Source organism: Leifsonia sp. Ger2509, from assembly GCF_055231915.1.
Window position 1 is genome coordinate 2,835,291 of sequence record NZ_JBUYVB010000003.1, and the last position, 17,327, is coordinate 2,852,617.

14 protein-coding genes are annotated in these 17,327 nt (G+C 64.3%); 7 read left to right on the plus strand and 7 right to left on the minus strand.

The annotated features are described in order from the left end of the window. Positions 1-224: 224 nt before the first annotated feature. From ACV7NN_RS13720 to ACV7NN_RS13740, 5 genes are all read right to left on the minus strand, one after another. Positions 225-1,589 carry an NAD-dependent succinate-semialdehyde dehydrogenase gene (locus tag ACV7NN_RS13720; protein ID WP_463350130.1) on the minus strand — a complete coding sequence of 455 codons (1,365 nt, stop codon included), beginning with the start codon at positions 1,587-1,589 and terminating at the stop codon, positions 225-227. A gap of 42 nt (positions 1,590-1,631) precedes the next feature. Beyond that, positions 1,632-3,128 carry a sodium:solute symporter family protein gene (locus tag ACV7NN_RS13725; RefSeq protein ID WP_463350131.1) on the minus strand — a complete coding sequence of 499 codons (1,497 nt, stop codon included), beginning with the start codon at positions 3,126-3,128 and terminating at the stop codon, positions 1,632-1,634. A 40-nt stretch (positions 3,129-3,168) separates the two neighbouring features. Then, positions 3,169-4,794, minus strand: coding sequence for a thiamine pyrophosphate-binding protein (locus tag ACV7NN_RS13730; RefSeq protein WP_463351298.1), 1,626 nt, complete (start codon positions 4,792-4,794; stop codon positions 3,169-3,171). Positions 4,795-4,796: 2 nt separating this feature from the next. Continuing rightward, a complete protein-coding gene (gene speB / locus ACV7NN_RS13735; RefSeq protein WP_463350132.1) occupies positions 4,797-5,753 on the minus strand; it encodes an agmatinase in 957 nt (318 codons plus the stop codon). 110 nt (positions 5,754-5,863) lie between these two features. Next, complete coding sequence (locus ACV7NN_RS13740; RefSeq protein WP_463350133.1) at positions 5,864-6,442, minus strand: helix-turn-helix domain-containing protein; 579 nt, start codon at positions 6,440-6,442, stop codon at positions 5,864-5,866. Between the two features lie 187 nt (positions 6,443-6,629). On the opposite strand from ACV7NN_RS13740, the gene ACV7NN_RS13745 reads away from it, so the two are divergent. Genes ACV7NN_RS13745 through ACV7NN_RS13755 form a run of 3 tightly spaced genes read left to right on the plus strand, consistent with a single transcriptional unit; the run spans position 6,630 to position 8,980 of the window. Beyond that, the gene (locus ACV7NN_RS13745) at positions 6,630-7,343 is read left to right on the plus strand and encodes an amino acid ABC transporter permease (RefSeq protein ID WP_463350134.1); all 714 of its coding nucleotides are present in this window, start codon (positions 6,630-6,632) and stop codon (positions 7,341-7,343) included. Continuing rightward, positions 7,295-8,095 (plus strand): amino acid ABC transporter ATP-binding protein, encoded by an 801-nt coding sequence (locus ACV7NN_RS13750; RefSeq protein WP_463350135.1) that lies wholly within the window; start codon positions 7,295-7,297, stop codon positions 8,093-8,095. The genes ACV7NN_RS13745 and ACV7NN_RS13750 overlap by 49 nt, the downstream gene beginning before the upstream one ends. 51 nt (positions 8,096-8,146) lie before the next feature. Next, on the plus strand, positions 8,147-8,980 hold the full coding sequence (locus ACV7NN_RS13755) for a transporter substrate-binding domain-containing protein (protein WP_463350136.1): 834 nt from the start codon (positions 8,147-8,149) through the stop codon (positions 8,978-8,980). 115 nt (positions 8,981-9,095) lie between these two features. Here the strand turns inward: ACV7NN_RS13755 and ACV7NN_RS13760 are convergent, their stop codons facing one another. Together ACV7NN_RS13760 and ACV7NN_RS13765 are read right to left on the minus strand one after the other, a co-directional pair. Next, on the minus strand, positions 9,096-10,934 hold the full coding sequence (locus tag ACV7NN_RS13760; RefSeq protein WP_463350137.1) for a glycoside hydrolase family 2 TIM barrel-domain containing protein: 1,839 nt from the start codon (positions 10,932-10,934) through the stop codon (positions 9,096-9,098). A 42-nt stretch (positions 10,935-10,976) separates the two neighbouring features. Next, positions 10,977-11,996 carry a LacI family DNA-binding transcriptional regulator gene (locus ACV7NN_RS13765; protein ID WP_463350138.1) on the minus strand — a complete coding sequence of 340 codons (1,020 nt, stop codon included), beginning with the start codon at positions 11,994-11,996 and terminating at the stop codon, positions 10,977-10,979. A gap of 167 nt (positions 11,997-12,163) precedes the next feature. On the opposite strand from ACV7NN_RS13765, the gene ACV7NN_RS13770 reads away from it, so the two are divergent. The 4 genes from ACV7NN_RS13770 (at position 12,164) to ACV7NN_RS13785 (ending at position 17,324) form a co-directional block, all read left to right on the plus strand. Continuing rightward, positions 12,164-13,471, plus strand: coding sequence for an ABC transporter substrate-binding protein (locus ACV7NN_RS13770; RefSeq protein WP_463350139.1), 1,308 nt, complete (start codon positions 12,164-12,166; stop codon positions 13,469-13,471). Between the two features lie 121 nt (positions 13,472-13,592). Continuing rightward, positions 13,593-14,468 (plus strand): carbohydrate ABC transporter permease, encoded by an 876-nt coding sequence (locus ACV7NN_RS13775; RefSeq protein WP_463350140.1) that lies wholly within the window; start codon positions 13,593-13,595, stop codon positions 14,466-14,468. Continuing rightward, complete coding sequence (locus tag ACV7NN_RS13780) at positions 14,465-15,319, plus strand: carbohydrate ABC transporter permease (RefSeq protein WP_463350141.1); 855 nt, start codon at positions 14,465-14,467, stop codon at positions 15,317-15,319. The genes ACV7NN_RS13775 and ACV7NN_RS13780 overlap by 4 nt, the downstream gene beginning before the upstream one ends. A 1-nt stretch (position 15,320) precedes the next feature. Further along, on the plus strand, positions 15,321-17,324 hold the full coding sequence (locus ACV7NN_RS13785) for a glycoside hydrolase family 43 protein (RefSeq protein WP_463350142.1): 2,004 nt from the start codon (positions 15,321-15,323) through the stop codon (positions 17,322-17,324). Positions 17,325-17,327: the final 3 nt, after the last annotated feature.

Sequence of the window (17,327 nt, forward strand, 5' to 3'; positions counted from 1 at the left end):
CGGTACTGACGCTGCGCCTCGAACATCGAGGAGAAGTGTCAGGACCGATTGTCAGAGATGTCCTGACATAACATTGGGTTAACGTAGCCGGCGGCCACTCGCCGTGAGTCCCTTGGGACGCGTCTCATGGGTCAGAGGCGCGGCGGGGCGGCCGTCGCATGGGGCACTCGTAGTGGTCAGCCCGCTGGATCGTGGTATGACCGACCCCCACATGAGCCAGCGTCCTAGGCGATGCGGATGAGCTTCTTGTTGACGAACTCGTCGGCGCCGAACCGGCCGAGCTCGCGACCGGAACCGGAGCGCTTCACGCCGCCGAACGGTAGTTCGGCGCCGTCGGCGAGCACGACGTTGACGAAAACCATGCCAGCCTCGATCTGGTCGGCCACTCGCATGGCCTGCTCGCGGTCGGTCGTGTAGAGGTAGGAGCCCAGCCCGAACGGGGTGTCGTTGGCGATGCGTATCGCATCCACCTCGTCCTTTGCCCGGAACACCTGGGCGACAGGCCCGAAGAACTCCTCTTTCGACGCCGGGTTCTCCGGCGTCACGTCGGTGAGCACCGTCGTCTCGAAGAACGCACCATCGCGCCCGCCGCCACGCACCAGGGTCGCACCGTTCGCGACCGCGCGCTGAACCTGCTCGTCCAGCCCCTCCGCCGCCCGCAGCGAGGAAAGCGGCCCGAGTGCCGAACCTGGCGAGGTCGGGTCGCCGGCATCCACCTCGGCGAGCCTGGCCGTGAACCTGGCCAGGAAGTCCTCGTACAGGTCGTCGGCGACGATGAATCGCTTGGCCGCGTTGCATGACTGGCCACTGTTGTCCAGGCGCGCATCCACCGCGTCCTGCACGGTGGCATCCAGATCCGCCGTCGACAAGAGGATGAACGGATCGGAGCCGCCCAGTTCCAGAACGACCTTCTTCAGGTTGCGGCCGGCGATCTCTGCCACGGCGGCACCGGCACGCTCCGAGCCGGTCAGCGAAACCCCGTGCACCCTGGGGTCGGCGATCACCGTCTCGATCTGATCGTGTGACGCATAGATGTTCACATACGAACCCTGCAGGAAGCCGGCGTCGAGGAACATCCGCTCGATCGCCGCTGCCGACTCCGGGCACTGCTCTGCATGCTTGAGCAGGATCGTGTTACCGATGATCAGATTCGGGGCGGCGAACCGGGCGACCTGGTAGTAGGGGAAGTTCCACGGCATGATGCCGAGCAGCACGCCCAACGCCGAACGACGGACGACCGCGGAGCCCTCGCCGTCGAGCAGGGTGATCGGTTCGTCTTTCAGGAATTCGGCCGAGTGATCTGCGTAGTACTTGTAGATCGCTCCCGCGAACTCCACTTCGGCGACGGCCTGCTCGATGGGCTTGCCCATCTCCTCGACGATGATCCTCGCGAGCTCGCCTTTCCGTTCCTCATGGAGCTCGCCCACGCGGCGCACCAGCGCGGCCCGTTCCTCGACGGTGGTCGTGCGTCCCCAGTTCCGGTAGGCGTCATCGGCACCTTCGATCGCCGCCTCGAGGCCGGTGTCGCTGATGGGATCGAACGTCCGAACCGTCTGACCGGTCGCGGGATTGGTAACTGCGTACTGCATGAACGGGATCCTTTGCGTGACGAGGTTGTGTTCGAGGCGGAGTCAGGCCGGAGAATTGATGGCCGCGTCCGGGTCATTGATCTCCGCGTCGGCGGCCGGCTCAGCGGTCCCACGGAGCCGCGCATCCCAGCGTTGCAGGACCGGGGCAGGCGTGCGGGGGGACAGCAGGCTGGCGACGATGTACGCGACCAGGCTGACAGCCAGCCCAACGTAGATCGGCGGGTTGGCCAGAACGTCGCCGAGCGCGATCATCGTGGCGAGTGTGGCTACCGTTCCGGTGCCCATGGCCCAGAGTGCGCCCGCACCGGTTGCGCGCCGCCAGACGAAACCGCCGAGGATGGGGATGAGCAGACCGCCGACCAGGATGTCGTACGCCACCGTCAGCGCGCCGACGACGTCGTTGAGCAGAGCGGCGATGCAGATCACCACCACACCGAGCACGATGACGTAGAGACGGTTCGAGCGCAGGTCGTGTTCGGGGTTGTCTGAGGACACCGCTGCCGGCCGGCGGCCGATGAGACGCAGCAGCAGCGGGACGACGTCTGCACGCGCGACCGTGGCCGAAGCGATGAGGGCGCCTGACGCGGTCGACATCATCGCGGCCACCGCGGCGGCGAGCACGAGACCCGCCACACCGACGGGCAGGATCGTCTCGGCGACCGTGGCGTAGACGTCGTTCTTGTTGGCGATGTCCGGAAGGAAAGAGGCCGCCGCCGTACCGATCAGAGCGCCGGCGATGCCGTAGAGCACGCAATAGAGCGCTGCCGTCGTGCCACCCCATTTGGCCACGCGGGGCGTGCGCGCAGTAAAGACGCGCTGCCAGATGTCCTGCCCGATCAGCATTCCGAACGTGTACACCACGAAGAAGGTCACGATGGTGTCCGCGCCGATCGCACCGAGTGCGAAGTGGGAAGCGCCGACACGTTTCACGATGCCTTCGTAGCCGCCGGCGTGGATCCAGGCGAATGGCAGCATGAGGAAGAAGACTCCGATGGTCTTCAGGATGAACTGGACCATGTCGGTGATCGTGATCGACCACATGCCGCCGATGGAGGAGTACAGCATCACGATCGCGCCGCCGATGATGACCGAAACTGTCTGGTCGGTGCCGAAGAGCACGTTGAAGATCGTTGCGTAGGCGATGGTCGAGGTCACGGAGAGCATGAGGGTGTACGCCATCATCACGATGCCGGAGGCGCTGGTGGCATTGACGCCGTAGCGCAGGTGCAGCATCTGGGCGACGGTGTAGACCCGCAGCTTCTGGATGCGTCCGGCGAAGAGCAGGCTGAGCAGCAGCAGACCGACGGCGATGGCGATGACCAACCACATGCCCGAGATGCCGAATTTGTAGCCGAGGCCTACGCCGCCCACGGTGGATGCGCCGCCGAGCACGACGGCTGCCATCGTCCCCGTATAGAGAGTCGGGCCGAGCCGGCGACCGGCGACCAGAAAGTCCGCCGAATTCTTCGTTCTGGAGCGGCCCCAGAATCCGAAGCCGACCATCGCGGCTAGGTAGATGACAACGATGGCGATGTCCATGAAAAACGCTCCTTTGCGTTGAGAGAGTATGGGTTGTGGATCAGAGATGGGTGGGTGCGAACATCCGCAGCAGAGCGGGAAGGACCAGGACGAGCGGACCGCGGCGCTCGAAGCTCGCGGCGACGGCCTCGCCGACCGAGTCCGCGTCCACGCGCTCAGCCGGTACGCCGAACGAGCGGGCGAGGTCGACGAAATCCGGGCGGGCCAGCTCGGTGGCTGTCGCCTCGCCGAACTCCTCGGTCATGTACTCGCGGAGGATGCCGTAGCCGCCGTCATCGATGATCAGCCAGGTGACATCGGCGTCGTGCTGGCGAGCGGCCGCCAACTCGGCGATCGAGTAGAGGGCGCCGCCGTCGCCGCTGACTGCGAGCGTGCGTCGGCCGGAGCCGACGGCCGCGGCTAGCGCAGCCGGGAAAGCGAATCCCAACCCGCCCGAGCCTTGAGCGGAGTGGAACCCGCCGTCCTGCGGGTCCCACGCCGACCACGCCCAGTAGGCTGCGATCGTCATGTCCCAGAACGTGTGCACATCGGACGGCACGGCGGCGCGCAGATCGGCCATCAGCTTCCGCTCTGCGTCCCTGTCTTGGCCGGCGAGGCGAGCCTCGACGCGCGAGCGGAGTTCGGCGGCGACCTGCGCGCCCGGCCGCTCGACCGTCTCCGCCGGGTCGTGGCCGCTGAGTGCGTCTGCGATGGCGCCGAGTGCGAGCCCTGCGTCGGCCGGGATGCCGAGGCTCGGATAGTTGGAGCCGAGCACTCGCGGGTCGGCATCCACCTGAATGAGGCGACCACCCGGGGTGAATGTGAAGTAGTTGCTGGTCACCTCGCCGATCGCAGTGCCGGCAGCGAGCAGCACATCGGCCTGCTCGAGCAGTTCAGTGGTGTGCCGGTCCTCGATCCAGGATGCGGCTGAGAGCGGGTGGGCGAAGTCGAGGGCGCCCTTGCCGCCGACGGTAGAGACGACGGGTGCGTCGAGCGCCTCGGCGAGCCGGCGCAGTGCATCCGGGCCGCCGGGGGAGCGACGGACCCCGCCGCCCGCCAGGATGACCGGGCGGCGGGCGCCGGAAAGCATTCGAGCCGCCTCCGCCACAAGTTCAGCCCGCGGCGCGCGCGACGGCATCGATGCGGCGGGTGCGCTGAGTACGGGCGGAACATCCGCCGGACCGAGCAGCACATCCTCCGGAACCTCCACCCAGGTCGGCCCGGAGGGCGCCGCCTGCGCGAGCGCCCACGCATCGGCCAGGGCGGCGGGCAGGTGGGCGGCATCCCGGACGAGGGCCGTCGACTTCGTCACGTTCCGTGCGCTCGCCTGCTGGTCGTCGAGCTGGTGCAGCAGTCCGTTCCGCGTGCCGCCGAGCCCGCGCCGGGGCACCTGACTCGCCACGACGACGAGCGGAACCCCGGTGGAGTACGCCTCCTGTAGTGCGCCGAGGGAGGTCAGTGCGCCCGGACCGGTCGAGAGGAACAGCACCCCGACGTCGCCGGTGACCCGGGAGTAGCCGTCGGCGCCGAATGCTGAGTTGTTCTCCACCCTCGAGCTGACGAAGGTGAGGGGGCTGCGTCGCAGCGCGTCGAACAGACCGAGCGCGTGCTGCCCCGGGATACCGAAGACGTAGCGCGCGCCCAGCGCGGTGAGGGTCTCGACGACGACGTCGCCGCCTGTGCGCATGGTCACGACGTCGCCGACTCGTGGTTCAGCGCGAGCAACGAGACGAGGTCGTAGGCGAGGTGGGATGCGGCGACACCGGTGATGTCGGCGTGGTCGTATGCGGGGGCAACCTCGACAACGTCTGCGCCGATCAGGTTGAGTCCCGCGAATCCGCGCAGGATCTCCAGCAACTCACGACTGGTGATCCCTCCCGCCTCTGGAGTGCCGGTACCGGGCGCGTGCGCCGGATCCATCACATCCACGTCGATCGAGATGTACAGAGGTCGGTCGCCGATGCGGTCGCGCAGCTTGGCGACCACTTCGTCGACGCCCTGCCGGTACACGTCCGCGCTGGTGACGATCCCGAAACCGAACCGGCGGTCGTCCTCGAGGTCCTTCTTGCCGTAGAGGGGTCCGCGGGTGCCGACGTGGCTCAGCGCCTCGGTGTCGATGATTCCTTCTTCGAACGCTCGTCGAAACGGGGTGCCGTGGGTGTACTCAGCGCCGAAGTAGGTGTCCCAGGTGTCCAGGTGCGCATCGAAGTGGAGGAGGGCGACGGGGCCGTGCCGCTCCGCTGCCGCCCGCAGCAGCGGGAGTGAGATGGTGTGGTCTCCGCCGAGGGTGACCAGGCGCGTCCCGTCTGCCGTGAGGTCGTAGGCGGCGGCCTGGATGGTCTCGATCGCCTCGCCGATGTTGAACGGGTTGGCGGCGATGTCGCCCGCATCCGCGACCTGCGTGATCTCGAAGGGCGACACATCCAGGGCCGGGTTGTATGGCCGGAGCAGCCGAGACGCCTCCCGGATGTGGGTCGGTCCGAAGCGAGCGCCCGAACGATAGGAGACGCCGGAGTCGAAGGGGACGCCCGCGACGACGATGTCGGCGTGTGCCACCTGATCGAGGCGGGGCAGTCTCGCGAATCCGGCCGGGCCCGCGTAACGCGGGATCCGGGACGAGTCGATTGGTCCGTCGGGCGATGCCATCTGCAGCCTCCTTGGTGCGAAAAGTTGTTCAGAGAAAAACTTTAGTGTCGCGTAAGGCTATACGTGGTCCACCGCCGTCGCAACCTGCCAGGCAGGTTCTCAGGCTGTGGTCAGGCGCTCCAGAGTGCGGGGACGAGTACCCAGATCACTTCGGCGCCGTCTTCGCTGAGCACCCGCCAGGTATGCGGCTCACGACCGCTGAAGGTCAGTGTGTCGCCCGGGCCGAGCTGCCATTCCTCACCGGAGAAACGCACCTCGACCTGTCCCCGCAGCACATGCAGCACATCGACATCCGCAGCCACGGCGTATAACTCGTCGCCACCGTGGCCGCCGCCCTCGATCAGCGAACGGATCACTTGCACCCGCCCCTCGGAGCGCGGGGAGAGCAGGCGTTCCTCCGTCTCGACGCCGCCCAGGTTGATCCGCGGCCCGGAGCCGGCGCGGACGAGTTGCACATCCGGCTCCTCGAACAACGAGCCGACGGGAATGGAGAGCACGTCGCACAACGTGATGAGCGACGACACGCTGAGCGAGGTCACGTCCCGCTCGACCCGTGAGAGGAATCCCTTGGTGAGACCGGTGACCGCCGCGACTTCGTCGATTGTCAGCTGTCGTGCTTTTCGCGCCGCGCGGAGCCTCGGGCCGACGCTCAGGCGACGGACGGCTGGATCAAGGGGCATGGAACGCATGCGTCAACGGTAGCGGTTTCCGGTGCCCACCGAGGCTGGCTCGGCGCCGGAATGATCCGGGGTTGACGGAGTGGGCGCCCCGACCTATGCTGTCCAACACGCAACAAAGGATTCGTCTGAAGAAACTTTCTTCGGGACCTTGCCCGTCGCGTGATTCACACGTTCAACGAAGAGTCGGAGTGGACTTATGGGATTCGACCCCAATATTTTTTGGTCGGCGTTGCTCTCGACCGATTACCTGACCGGCGCCTGGGTGGCCCTGAGTCTCGCGATCTGTTCGATGGCAGGGGCGACGGTACTGGGCTTCCTCATCGCCCTTGCGCGGCAGTCGAAGAATGGACTGGCGCGTGGATTCGGAATGGTCTACGTATGGTTCTTTCGCGCCATACCGACCCTGTTGATCTTTCTCGTCGTGTGGAATGCGGCTCCCCAGCTGTGGCCGGCGTTCCGAGAGAGCTGGTTCAACCCCTTCCTCGCGTGCTTCATCGGAATGACCATCGTCGAAGCCGCATACATGGCCGAGATTCTCCGATCGGCCATGCAAGCCGTCGAGGAGGGTCAGCCCTTGGCGGCTCGAGCCCTCGGGATAACGCCGGCATGGACTCTGTTCCGTGTGGTGATGCCCCAAGCGATTCGGACCGCGATCCCTCCCACGAGCAACGAATTCATCGCGGTCCTGAAATACACGTCGCTCGCCAGCGTCATCTCTTTGAAAGAGCTCATGACCATCGCTGGGATCTTCGTGTCGCGGACCTTCCGCTACGCCGAGTTCTATTCGGCCGCAGCTGTCTATTACCTGGTCATCGTGAGTCTTCTCATGGCTGCCCAGTGGATGTTCGAAAGGCGATTCCAATGGAAATCTACGAAGAAGTCGTTGCTGCCGCGCAGGGCGTACGCATGAACCGGCCGGTGCTCGAGGCCGTCGACCTCTACAAGCGGTACGGAGACCTGGACGTGCTCGGCGGTGTGAGCTTCCGTGTCGATGCGGGGCAGGTCAAGGTCATCCTCGGAGCCTCTGGCTCGGGAAAGTCGACCATCCTCCGATTGATGAACGTCCTGGAGCCGGCCGACAGCGGCACGGTGCTGCTGGACGGACGGGTCCTCGGGGTCGACCCGCGTGGAAAGCCGCTTCCGGAACGCATGATCGCAAAGGAGCGCCGCGAGATCGGGATGGTGTTCCAGCGATTCAACTTGTTCAACCATCTGACCGCCGTCGACAACGTCGCAAGCGGCCTGACTCTTGCCCTTCACATGTCGAGACGAGACGCGCGAGAGAAGGCGATGGCGATGCTTGAACGCGTCGGATTGGCAGGACGTTCCGGGCAATATCCCGCCGAGTTGTCGGGTGGCCAGCAACAGCGGGTCGCGATCGCCCGTGCACTCGTCATGGAACCACGCGTGATGCTCTTCGACGAACCGACGTCTGCGCTCGATCCGGAGCTGGTGGGCGAGGTCCTGGCGGTCATGGAGTCGCTTGCCGCCGAAGGGATGACCATGGTCGTCGTCACCCACGAGACCCGATTCGCCCGTCGCGTGGCCGACGAGGTCGCCTTGTTCGATGCCGGACGCATCGTCGAAGTCGCCGCGCCCGACCAATTCTTCGACGCGCCCGAAAGCGCTGAAGCCCGCCGTTATCTCAAGCACGTCTCCTGATACGCACCACCCACCCAACCCAACCAATCACATCCAACCCTTGGAGCACCCATGAGTAGATTCATCCGCACCTCGACGGCCGCGACTGCGATCGCCCTTCTGGCCATCACAGCTCTTGCCGGCTGCAGTTCGACGCCGGCCAGCGGCGCATCCGGAGCCGGGGGAGTCGTCTCTCCCGGCAAGCTCACCGTATGTATGAACGCCGCCTACGCTCCGATGGAGTACTACCAAGGCACCGACACCAGCAACCCGGTCGGATTCGACGTAGATCTCGCGAAGGCTGTAGCGAAGCAGCTGCACCTCGAGTTCGTTCCGGTCGAGGTCAGCCTGAAGGGCATCATCCCCGCCCTCAACGCACAGAGATGCGACGTCGCCTGGTCGTCCCTGTATGTCACTGACGCGCGCAGCGCGGCCGCCAGCCCGGTGCCGTACATCAAGACCGGTTACGCCCTGCTCGTTCACAAGAACGACAACTCCATCCACACGCTCACCGACCTCTCCGGTAAGACGCTCGCCTACCAGACGGGGTCCGCTGACGAGCCGAAGCTCACGGATCTCCAGAACCAGCTGGCCGCGGCTCACCTCAAGCCGGTCGAGCCTCTCGGCACCGACGCGGGTGTGGACGTGGTCCAGAACCTCCTCAACGGCAAGGCGGATGCCGCGTTCCAGACGGACGTCTCCACCTCGGACGTGATCAAGAAGACCGGCGACAAGCTCAAGGCCGTTCCTAACGCATACCCGACCGACAACACCATCGGTGCATACACGAACAAGGGTGCGCCGATCAACAAGAAGCTCATCGATGCGCTCAAAGCCGTCCGGGACGCAGGCATCAGCGCGAAGCTCGCGACCAAGTGGGGACTGGACCCGCAGCACCTGATCTGAGCGGCTGAATCACCGAGCCCGACAATCCATGGCCGGGCCGATCCTTGAGGGGACCGGCCCGGCTTTGTCATCGGCGGCCTGTATCGGTCGTGTCAGAGGAATGGTTTCGAGCTCCCTATGGCTGATCGACAGGCACGCGTAAATGGTTCTCGCCCCGCAGGATCGCGCGGATACGTTCGACAGGGATTTTGGGGACGCGGTGCTCGTCGGTGAGGCCATTGGTTTCCTGCGCCGTGTCGGTCAGTTGTGTATAGCACCAGCCAGCGAGGGTCTCGGTTCCGCGGACCGCAGCGAAGAGGCTGAAGAGGTGTTGTTCGAGGTGCTCGCGCGACTCGACGAGCTGATAGCCCCACGCGCCTTCCTCTGACGGCTCGATGCTGACACCGCCAAACTCGCTGAGTACGACGGGCCGTGCCGCGGTGCGCGTGCGTTCCTCGTCGGTGCCAACCAGCATCCGTCGTCCGTTGGGGGCGATCTCGTCCAGGCAGCCACGCAGCGCATCCGCCGTGCCGTACGAGGCGAGCAGCTGAACCGGGTCGTTCTCGTAGTCGTGGATGGTCAGCAGGTCGGAGCACGTGTGTTCCCAGCCATCGTTAGAGACGACGAGCCGTGACGCATCGAGTGCTTTCGTCAGGTGGTACATCGCGCGAACCAGGCTCTGTTGTGAGGTGTCTTTCGCCACGTGTTGAACGCCCCAGCTCTCGTTGAATGGCACCCAGACGGCGATGCTCGGATGCGAGGCATCGCGGCGGATCACCTCAGTCCACTCCGCCAGAAGACGGGCGGATGCTGTGGACGAGAACTCGTACGTGCTCGGCATTTCCTCCCACACCAGGACGCCTAGGCGGTCGGTCCAGTAGAGGAATCGAGGGTCCTCGATCTTCTGATGGACGCGCACCGTGGTGAAGCCGAGTTCACGGATGAGTTCGACCTCCGCCCTCAGGGCCTCCGGCCCCGGAGCGGCGAGGTGTGAGTGGGGCCAATAGCCTTGCGAGAGCACGCCTCGGATGTCGTATGGTCGATCGTTGAGCAGGAACCGCCCGGCGCCCTCGCCGATCTGGCGGAAACCGAAGTAGGAAGCGACGGTGTCTCGCTCCTGCCCGGGTACTTCGAGTTCTACGGTCGCATCGATGAGCGTGGGCCGCTCTGGCGACCAAAGCACATCCTCGTGCGCCTGTCCGTTGCGCAACGCGTCGACGGTGACCACCATGGTCGCGCGGGACTCCGAGACGTGCAAAGTCTGATCGGCGAGCAGTTTGCCACCGAGGCGCAGGATGACACGCGCGTTGGTGCCGGGCGCGGGACGGTCGGAGAGCTCGATCGACAGTCCCGCCTCAGCTAGGACGATGTCCGGTCGCCACGCCAGGTGCGTGATGTGCACACGGGGCACGGACTCGAGCCAGACCGGCTGCCAGATGCCGCTCGTGCGGTCGTACCAGACCACGTGTCGCTGCTCGGTCCAGTCCTGCTTTCCGCGCGGCTGACCGAGATCGTGAGGGTCGTCTTCGACGCGAACGACAATCTCGAAGCCATTCCCTGGCCGCGGAACCGTCGCCGTGAACGGGGTGTGGCCGCCTTCGTGGTGGATCATGTGCAATCCGTTCACCCACACGTCCGCCCGGTAGTCGACGGCCCCGAAATGGAGAAGCAGCGTGCGTCCAGCAGCGTGGCCGGTCGCCACGATCTCGCTCGCGGCGACCGTGCGCCGGTACCACAGAACGCGGTGGTACCCGGTCTCCCCTATACCAGAGGCCTCGGACTCCGGGGGGAAGGGGACGATGATCCTGCGCGAGAGCGGTTGGCCGGCGTGCCAGCCGCGCTCGCGGCCCTCGTCAGCGTCGTCGAACTCAAACTCCCACACCCCGCCGAGTTCGGCCCACCGGTCGCGAACGAGCTGCGGTCGCGGGTAGGTTCCGTCTCGCTCGCTCGCCGCCAAATTTGGTTCAACACGCATGGAAGAACCATATGGCTTCCTTGCAGCGCTGTAAAGCAGGAATCAGGTAGTGGCGCGTTCAATGACCGAGTGTGCCACGATCTCGTGGCGCCCGGCACCGTCGTACCCCTGCATTCGATCCGCCAACAGGGCGAACGCGGCGCTAGCCAGTGCCCGCTTGTCGGGCGACACCGAAGACAGCGAGGGCGTGCTGTAGCGAGCCACCGCCGTGTCATCCCAGCCGAGTACCGCGACATCCTCCGGCACCCGGCGTCCCGCAATCTCGAGCCCCCGAAGCGCCGCCATGGCGAACAGGTCGTCGCGGCAGAGCACAGCGTCAAACTCGACACCCGCAGCGATGGCGGACGAAATCGCGCGCACGCCGTCTTCGAAACCGAACCCTTCGCTCTGCAGCACGAGTTGGGCATCGAGCCCAACCCCAGCCGCGAGCAGAGCCTCTTGGTAGCCGAGCAGCCGAAGGTGCGTGGACTCGGTGATGTCCCCGTGGACCATGGCCAGGAAGGCGATGCGCCGGCGGCCGCGCCCTAGCAACATCTCGACACCGTCTCTCGCCGCCCGAGTGTTGTCGATCATGACATGGTCCGTGTTGACTGGCCTCGCGGCCTCTCCGAGAAGGACGAGCGGCGTTCCGGGGCGCAGTCGAGCGATCTCGAGAGTGTCGATGCGCGCTGGCTGGAATATGACCCCGTCGACCAGGCCCTCGTCGCGGTCCCTGATTACGGCGCGTTCGGCCTCGACGTCGTTGAGCGTCTGCTCGACCAGGATTCGATAGCCATGTCGTGCAGCTTCTTCACCGATATGGCGGCCTAACTCGGCGAAGTAGAACTGATCGATTTCGGGGATGGCCAGGGCGATCATGCCCGTCTTGCCAGTAGCGAGGCGCCTTGCCGTGAGGTTTGGCCGGTAGCCGAGTGCGTCGATCGCGGCCTGCACCTTGTCCCGCATCGCCTCGGAAACATGTTCATAGTCATGCACCACATTCGAAACGGTCTTCATCGAGACGCCGGCGAGATCTGCCACGTCCTGGAGGCGGACGCCGCCTGCTGATCTTCCGAGTGTCATGACGACAGCATAATTAGCTCGAGTCCAAATGGTGTGAGTTCTTTGACATTTACAGCGCTATAGATTAGCGTCCTCAAATAATCGAGCTACCCAGCGGTCGACGACGACCGAGCCGCCGCCTAACAGCGGAGACCGGCACAGGATGCTCGCGGCACCAGGAGACAGACATGAAGAAACGCAGCGCCGCGTTCGCCCTCATAGCGGCCGCCGCCCTCGCGCTGAGCGGGTGCAGTGCCGCCCAGCCGGCGGGCGATAAAACTATCACGTTCATGGGCTGGGGATCTCCCGAGGAGATCACCGCTTTCAAGACCATGATCTCGCAGTACGAGCACAAGTACCCGCACGTGAAGGTTGACTACATCACGGTTCCGGATACTGACTTCGCGACAAAGCTCCAGACCATGATCGCCAGCAAGAAGACGCCCGACGTTTTCTACTTGCAGCCAGAGAAGGTGATGCCGTACGCCGATGCCGGCCTCATCGCCAACCTCAGTTCTTATGTCAAGAACAATGAAGTGTTCAAGGCCGACAACGTCTGGAAGAAGGCGCTGGACATGTACCGTTACGACGGGAAGTCACCTGGCAAGGGTGCCGTCTACGGACTGCCCAAGGACATCGGACCGTTCACACTCGCGTACAACAAGGACTTGTTCGACGCGGCAGGAATCACAGCCCCGACGGACGACGCCCCGTGGACCTGGGACCAGTTCGAAGCCGCCGCGAAGAAGCTGACCCACGGCACCGGTGCCGCCAAGGTGTATGGCTCCACGCCGTACTCCGTCGAATCCGCCGTATGGTCGAACGGCGGCGACTGGCTGAACGCGAACCACACGAAGGTCACCGTCACCGACCCGAAATTCGTGGATGCGCTGCAGTGGGTCGCCGATCTCAACCTCAAGGACCACGTCGTTCCGACCCCGGCAGAGCAGACTGCGCTTCCGGACTACCAGCGCTTCGTCGACGGCAAGGTCGCGATGATGGGAATCGGTCCGTGGAACCAGGGCGGCCTGTGGAACGACGCCAAGTTCAACTGGGACATCATGCCGTGGCCAGTCAGCCCGGCAACGGGTAAGGAAGCGATCTGGTACGGCAGCATCGGCCTCGCGGTCTCGAACACCAGCAAGGATAAGAGCGACGCGTCGAACCTGGCCGCGTTCCTGGCCTTCAACAAGGATGCCCAGCAAACCAACATCGACAAGGGGCAGGCCATCCCGAACCTCGTCGACATGGCGAAGAACAACTACTTGAAGACGGATAAGGCGCCCGCGAACAAGCAGGAATTCATCCGGATCATCGAGGACTACGGCCGCCGTGCGACGCAGACCTACACCTACAACAGCGACTGGTTCGGCACGTTCAACGCCAATGTGGCCAGTGTCTGGAAGGGTGAAAAGACTGCGGCTCAATACACCGCATCCATCCAGGACGAGATCCAGAAGCAGCTCGACGACGGCATCGCACAACAAGGCAAGTAAGGTCTGACAAACGCAATGGTGGGGCGCGAGACCGGCAAAACAGTCTCGCGCCTCACCCTGCGGCCGATCTGAAAATGGGAGCCCCCTGTCAATGAGGACTACGAAGAGGCGCGCATCATCGATGCGGCGACACGAAACGGCGTGGGGCCTCGCTTTCGTCACACCCATCGCGCTTCAGGTGATCCTGTTCTGCATCATCCCTGTCGGGATCGCGATCTATGCCGGATTCACGAACTGGAACGGGCTCAGCGGTCGTCAGGACTTCATCGGGTTGGACAACTTCACCGCATTCTTGACCGACAAATACTTCTGGATCGCGTCCGGCAATACCTTGGTGATGTTGGTCCCGATCCCCTTCTACCTGTTCTTCGGCATTCTGCTCGCGGTCGGCGTCCACCGAGGAACGCCCGGCAGCGGCGTCTTTCGAATCCTCTTCTTCCTGCCGTACATCTCATCGATAGTCGCGCTGGTCGTGTTGTGGAAATGGATCTTCAACTACCAGTACGGACTCGTCAATCAGGGACTCGCGCTGATAGGAATCCAAGGCCCCGACTGGCTGGGCGACCCGGCCTGGATCAAGACGACGATCGTCCTGATGATCGCCTGGAAGTTGATCGGAATCACCTCGATCTACATCCTCGCCGGCCTCAACAACATCTCCGAGACGTACTACGAAGCGGCCCGGATCGACGGCGCCTCCGCCCCCCGCCAGTTCTTCCAGATCACCCTGCCAATGCTGACGCCCGCGATCTTCTTTCTGACGATCATCGGAGTCATCGGGTCGCTACAGACCTTCGTCGAAGTGCAGCTTTTCACCTCCGACGGCGGACGCGACTACAGTGCTGCGACCATCACCTACTACATCTGGCAAAAGGCGTTTGGCTCCAACGAACTCGGACTCGCATCCGCCACGGCTGTCTTTTTCGCGCTCGTGATTCTCGGCGTGACGCTCATCCAATTCCGGCTGTCCCGCCGGTGGGTCTTCGAAGGAGAATGACCGTGGCTCGCACGAACACCACCGTCCGGAGGACGGGCACCGTCATCGCGTTCACCCTGATGCTTCTGGGCGCGCTCACGATGGTGCTCCCGTTCCTGTGGATGTTGTCGACCTCACTGAAAGAGTCGAAGTTGGTCTTCGACTATCCCCCCCAGTGGATCCCCAACCCGGTCGAGTGGGCGCACTACATCGATGTCTGGCACGTTGTACCGCTCGCTACTGGATTGCTCAACAGCCTGATCGTGACCGCCCTGGTCGTGGTCGTCGGCACTCTCTCGTCGACGATGGCAGCGTTTGCGTTCGCCAAACTCGAGTTCCCGCACAAGGGTGCCATCTTCGCCGTGTTGCTCGCGACCCTCATGGTGCCGATCGTCGTGCTGATCATCCCGCAATTCTTGATCTACGCGCAGATCGGCTGGATCGACACCCTGCTCCCGCTGATAGTCCCCGGCCTCCTCGGCAACGTGACGATGATCTTCTTCCTGCGGCAGTACATGCTCGGCCTGTCGACCGAGCTTCTGGAGGCGGCCAAGCTCGAAGGCGCCGGCTTCTTCCGTATCTACTGGAGCATCTTCCTCCCTCTCTGTAAGCCGGCGATCGCAGCCAACGTGATCATCGTCTTCATGGCCACCTGGAACGACTACCTGGGGCCGCTCATCTTCACAAACTCGCCGCAGAATTCGACCGTGCAGCTAGTGATCGCGTCGTTCAGCGCGTTCCACGCGGAGCAGACCGACTACCCCATGGTCATGACAGCGTCGATCATCGCCGTACTACCGGTGATAATCCTCTTCACGCTCGCCCAAAAGTACTTCGTCAACTCGTTCGCCTTCAGCGGGATCAAGGGCTGATATGGCGACCTACCAGAATCCCGTCGCGCGCGCGGGCGACTTCGCCGATCCGTTCGTGCTTCGCCACGACGGCAAATACTACTTGTACTGCACGAACCCTGACGTTCGGTGCTGGAGTTCCCACGACCTTGTGACATGGCAACTCGAGGGGCCAACGATCGCCGAGGACGTCTTTCCCGATCTCGTGCCGTTCGCCCCGGAGGTCGTCTACGCAGACGGGGCCTTCTTCATGTACATGTCGCCCTCGGGGCACGGCCATTTCGTGCTGCGTTCGGAGTCGCCGACCGGTCCGTTCGTCCCCGTCTCGGGGAACGTCGGGCACGCGATCGATGGCAACGTGCTCATCGACGACGACGGCCGCTGGTACTTCTACTGGGCTGGCGACGAGGGCATCTGGGGATGCGAGATGGCGTCGCCGACCGAGTTCGGAGAACCTGTATTCACTGGCATTCGCATGAACGGGTGGACGGAGGGCCCATTCGTCAGCAAGCGCGATGGCGTGTACTCCATGACCCTCACCGGAAACCACTACCTGAGCCCGGGCTACCGCATTGATGCCGCCTGGAGTGACCATCCGCTGACCGGGTACCGGGCCGATCCTCTCAACCCGATCCTGATCAGCACGAGCGGGCCCCGCGTGGGACTCGGTCACAGCAGCAGCGTCTCCGGACCGGACCTCGTCTCGACGTACATCGCCTACCACAATCTGAACGCCGACGCCTCGCGCGATCTCAACATCGATCGCCAGGTGTGGAGCGGGTCCAGCCTGCAGGTGCTCGGGCCGACGACGTCGGCAGCAGTGCCTTCGATGCCCGACGAATGGTGCGACTGGCGCGCTGGGGGAGTCGACCGCTGGACCGTCTCCGACGGGCACGTGGAAGCTCACGATGGTGCGGGACTGCTCCTCGGGAAAGGTGCGGTCGCCCACTGGAATGTGGAACTCGGCGAGACCTTCACGGCGGAACTGAACCTGAGTGGCGTTGGCCACGGGCTCGTACTCGACGATCATTTCGTGCACCTGCCCGAGGGTGTGGCTGAAGCGACGCTGCATCGCTGGAAAATCATTCAGGATGACAGGTTGCGCGTCTGGGTCGACGAGCGGGAGGTTTTTGTCGCGCGGGACGCGGGCGTGAAGCGCCTCGGCATCGCCACGGGCGCGGCACCCGTTCATATCGGCCACATTGCACTGACGCGGACTACCGCAGCCGTCGCAGAACATATCGCTCCCAAGCCGGTGCCGGGTCGCTTCTGGGCATCCCTGGGCAGCGGCGGCGAACTCGTCCGCGCCCCTGGTCAGCCCTACGACGAAGTCCGCCTGCGTCCAGGTGAGGAGATCAGCTACGAGTTGCAGGTTCAAAGCGACGGTCCGCAGCGTGTCTACCTCGCCGGCGACTTCGAATCCGGAGACCTGGCGGTCGACCTCCGTCTGGATTACGGGGAGCTCGTCATACACGGGATCAAGGGCACTCCCACCCTCGCGCTGGTTACAGTGATGTCCGCGCCCGACGGCACCTCGGAATCCGTCGAAGGCGAGGAGATCGAGGGTTACGGCAAGCGCCTGCTCGGCGACGCCACCTGGGACGACCTCACGGTCGACGCGACCGTCTCGGTCGCGTTCGGTGGCGACGTATCGCATGCCGATCTTCTCCTGCGGGCGACGCAGCTCTCCGAGGGAGGAGAAGGAGACGATACCCGGCTCGGGATCAACTTTCTACTCGGATACTCGGTTCAGTTGCACCGTGATCACGTCGTACTCGCCCGGCACGCCTACGACGAACGGGCGCTCGCGACGCGCCCGTTCGATGTAGATCCATCGACATCCCATCAGCTCCGCCTCCGCGTGCACGGAGGCGCCATTTCGGTCGAACTCGACGGCCTGAGCCTCTTCGACGTGCACGACCCCCTGCCGTATCCGGCAGGCTCGGTCGGCATCCGCACGTCGAACGCCCGTCTGCATGTCGAGCGACTCGAGCTTGCTGCAGGGGGACGAACGCCGGATAACTAAGGA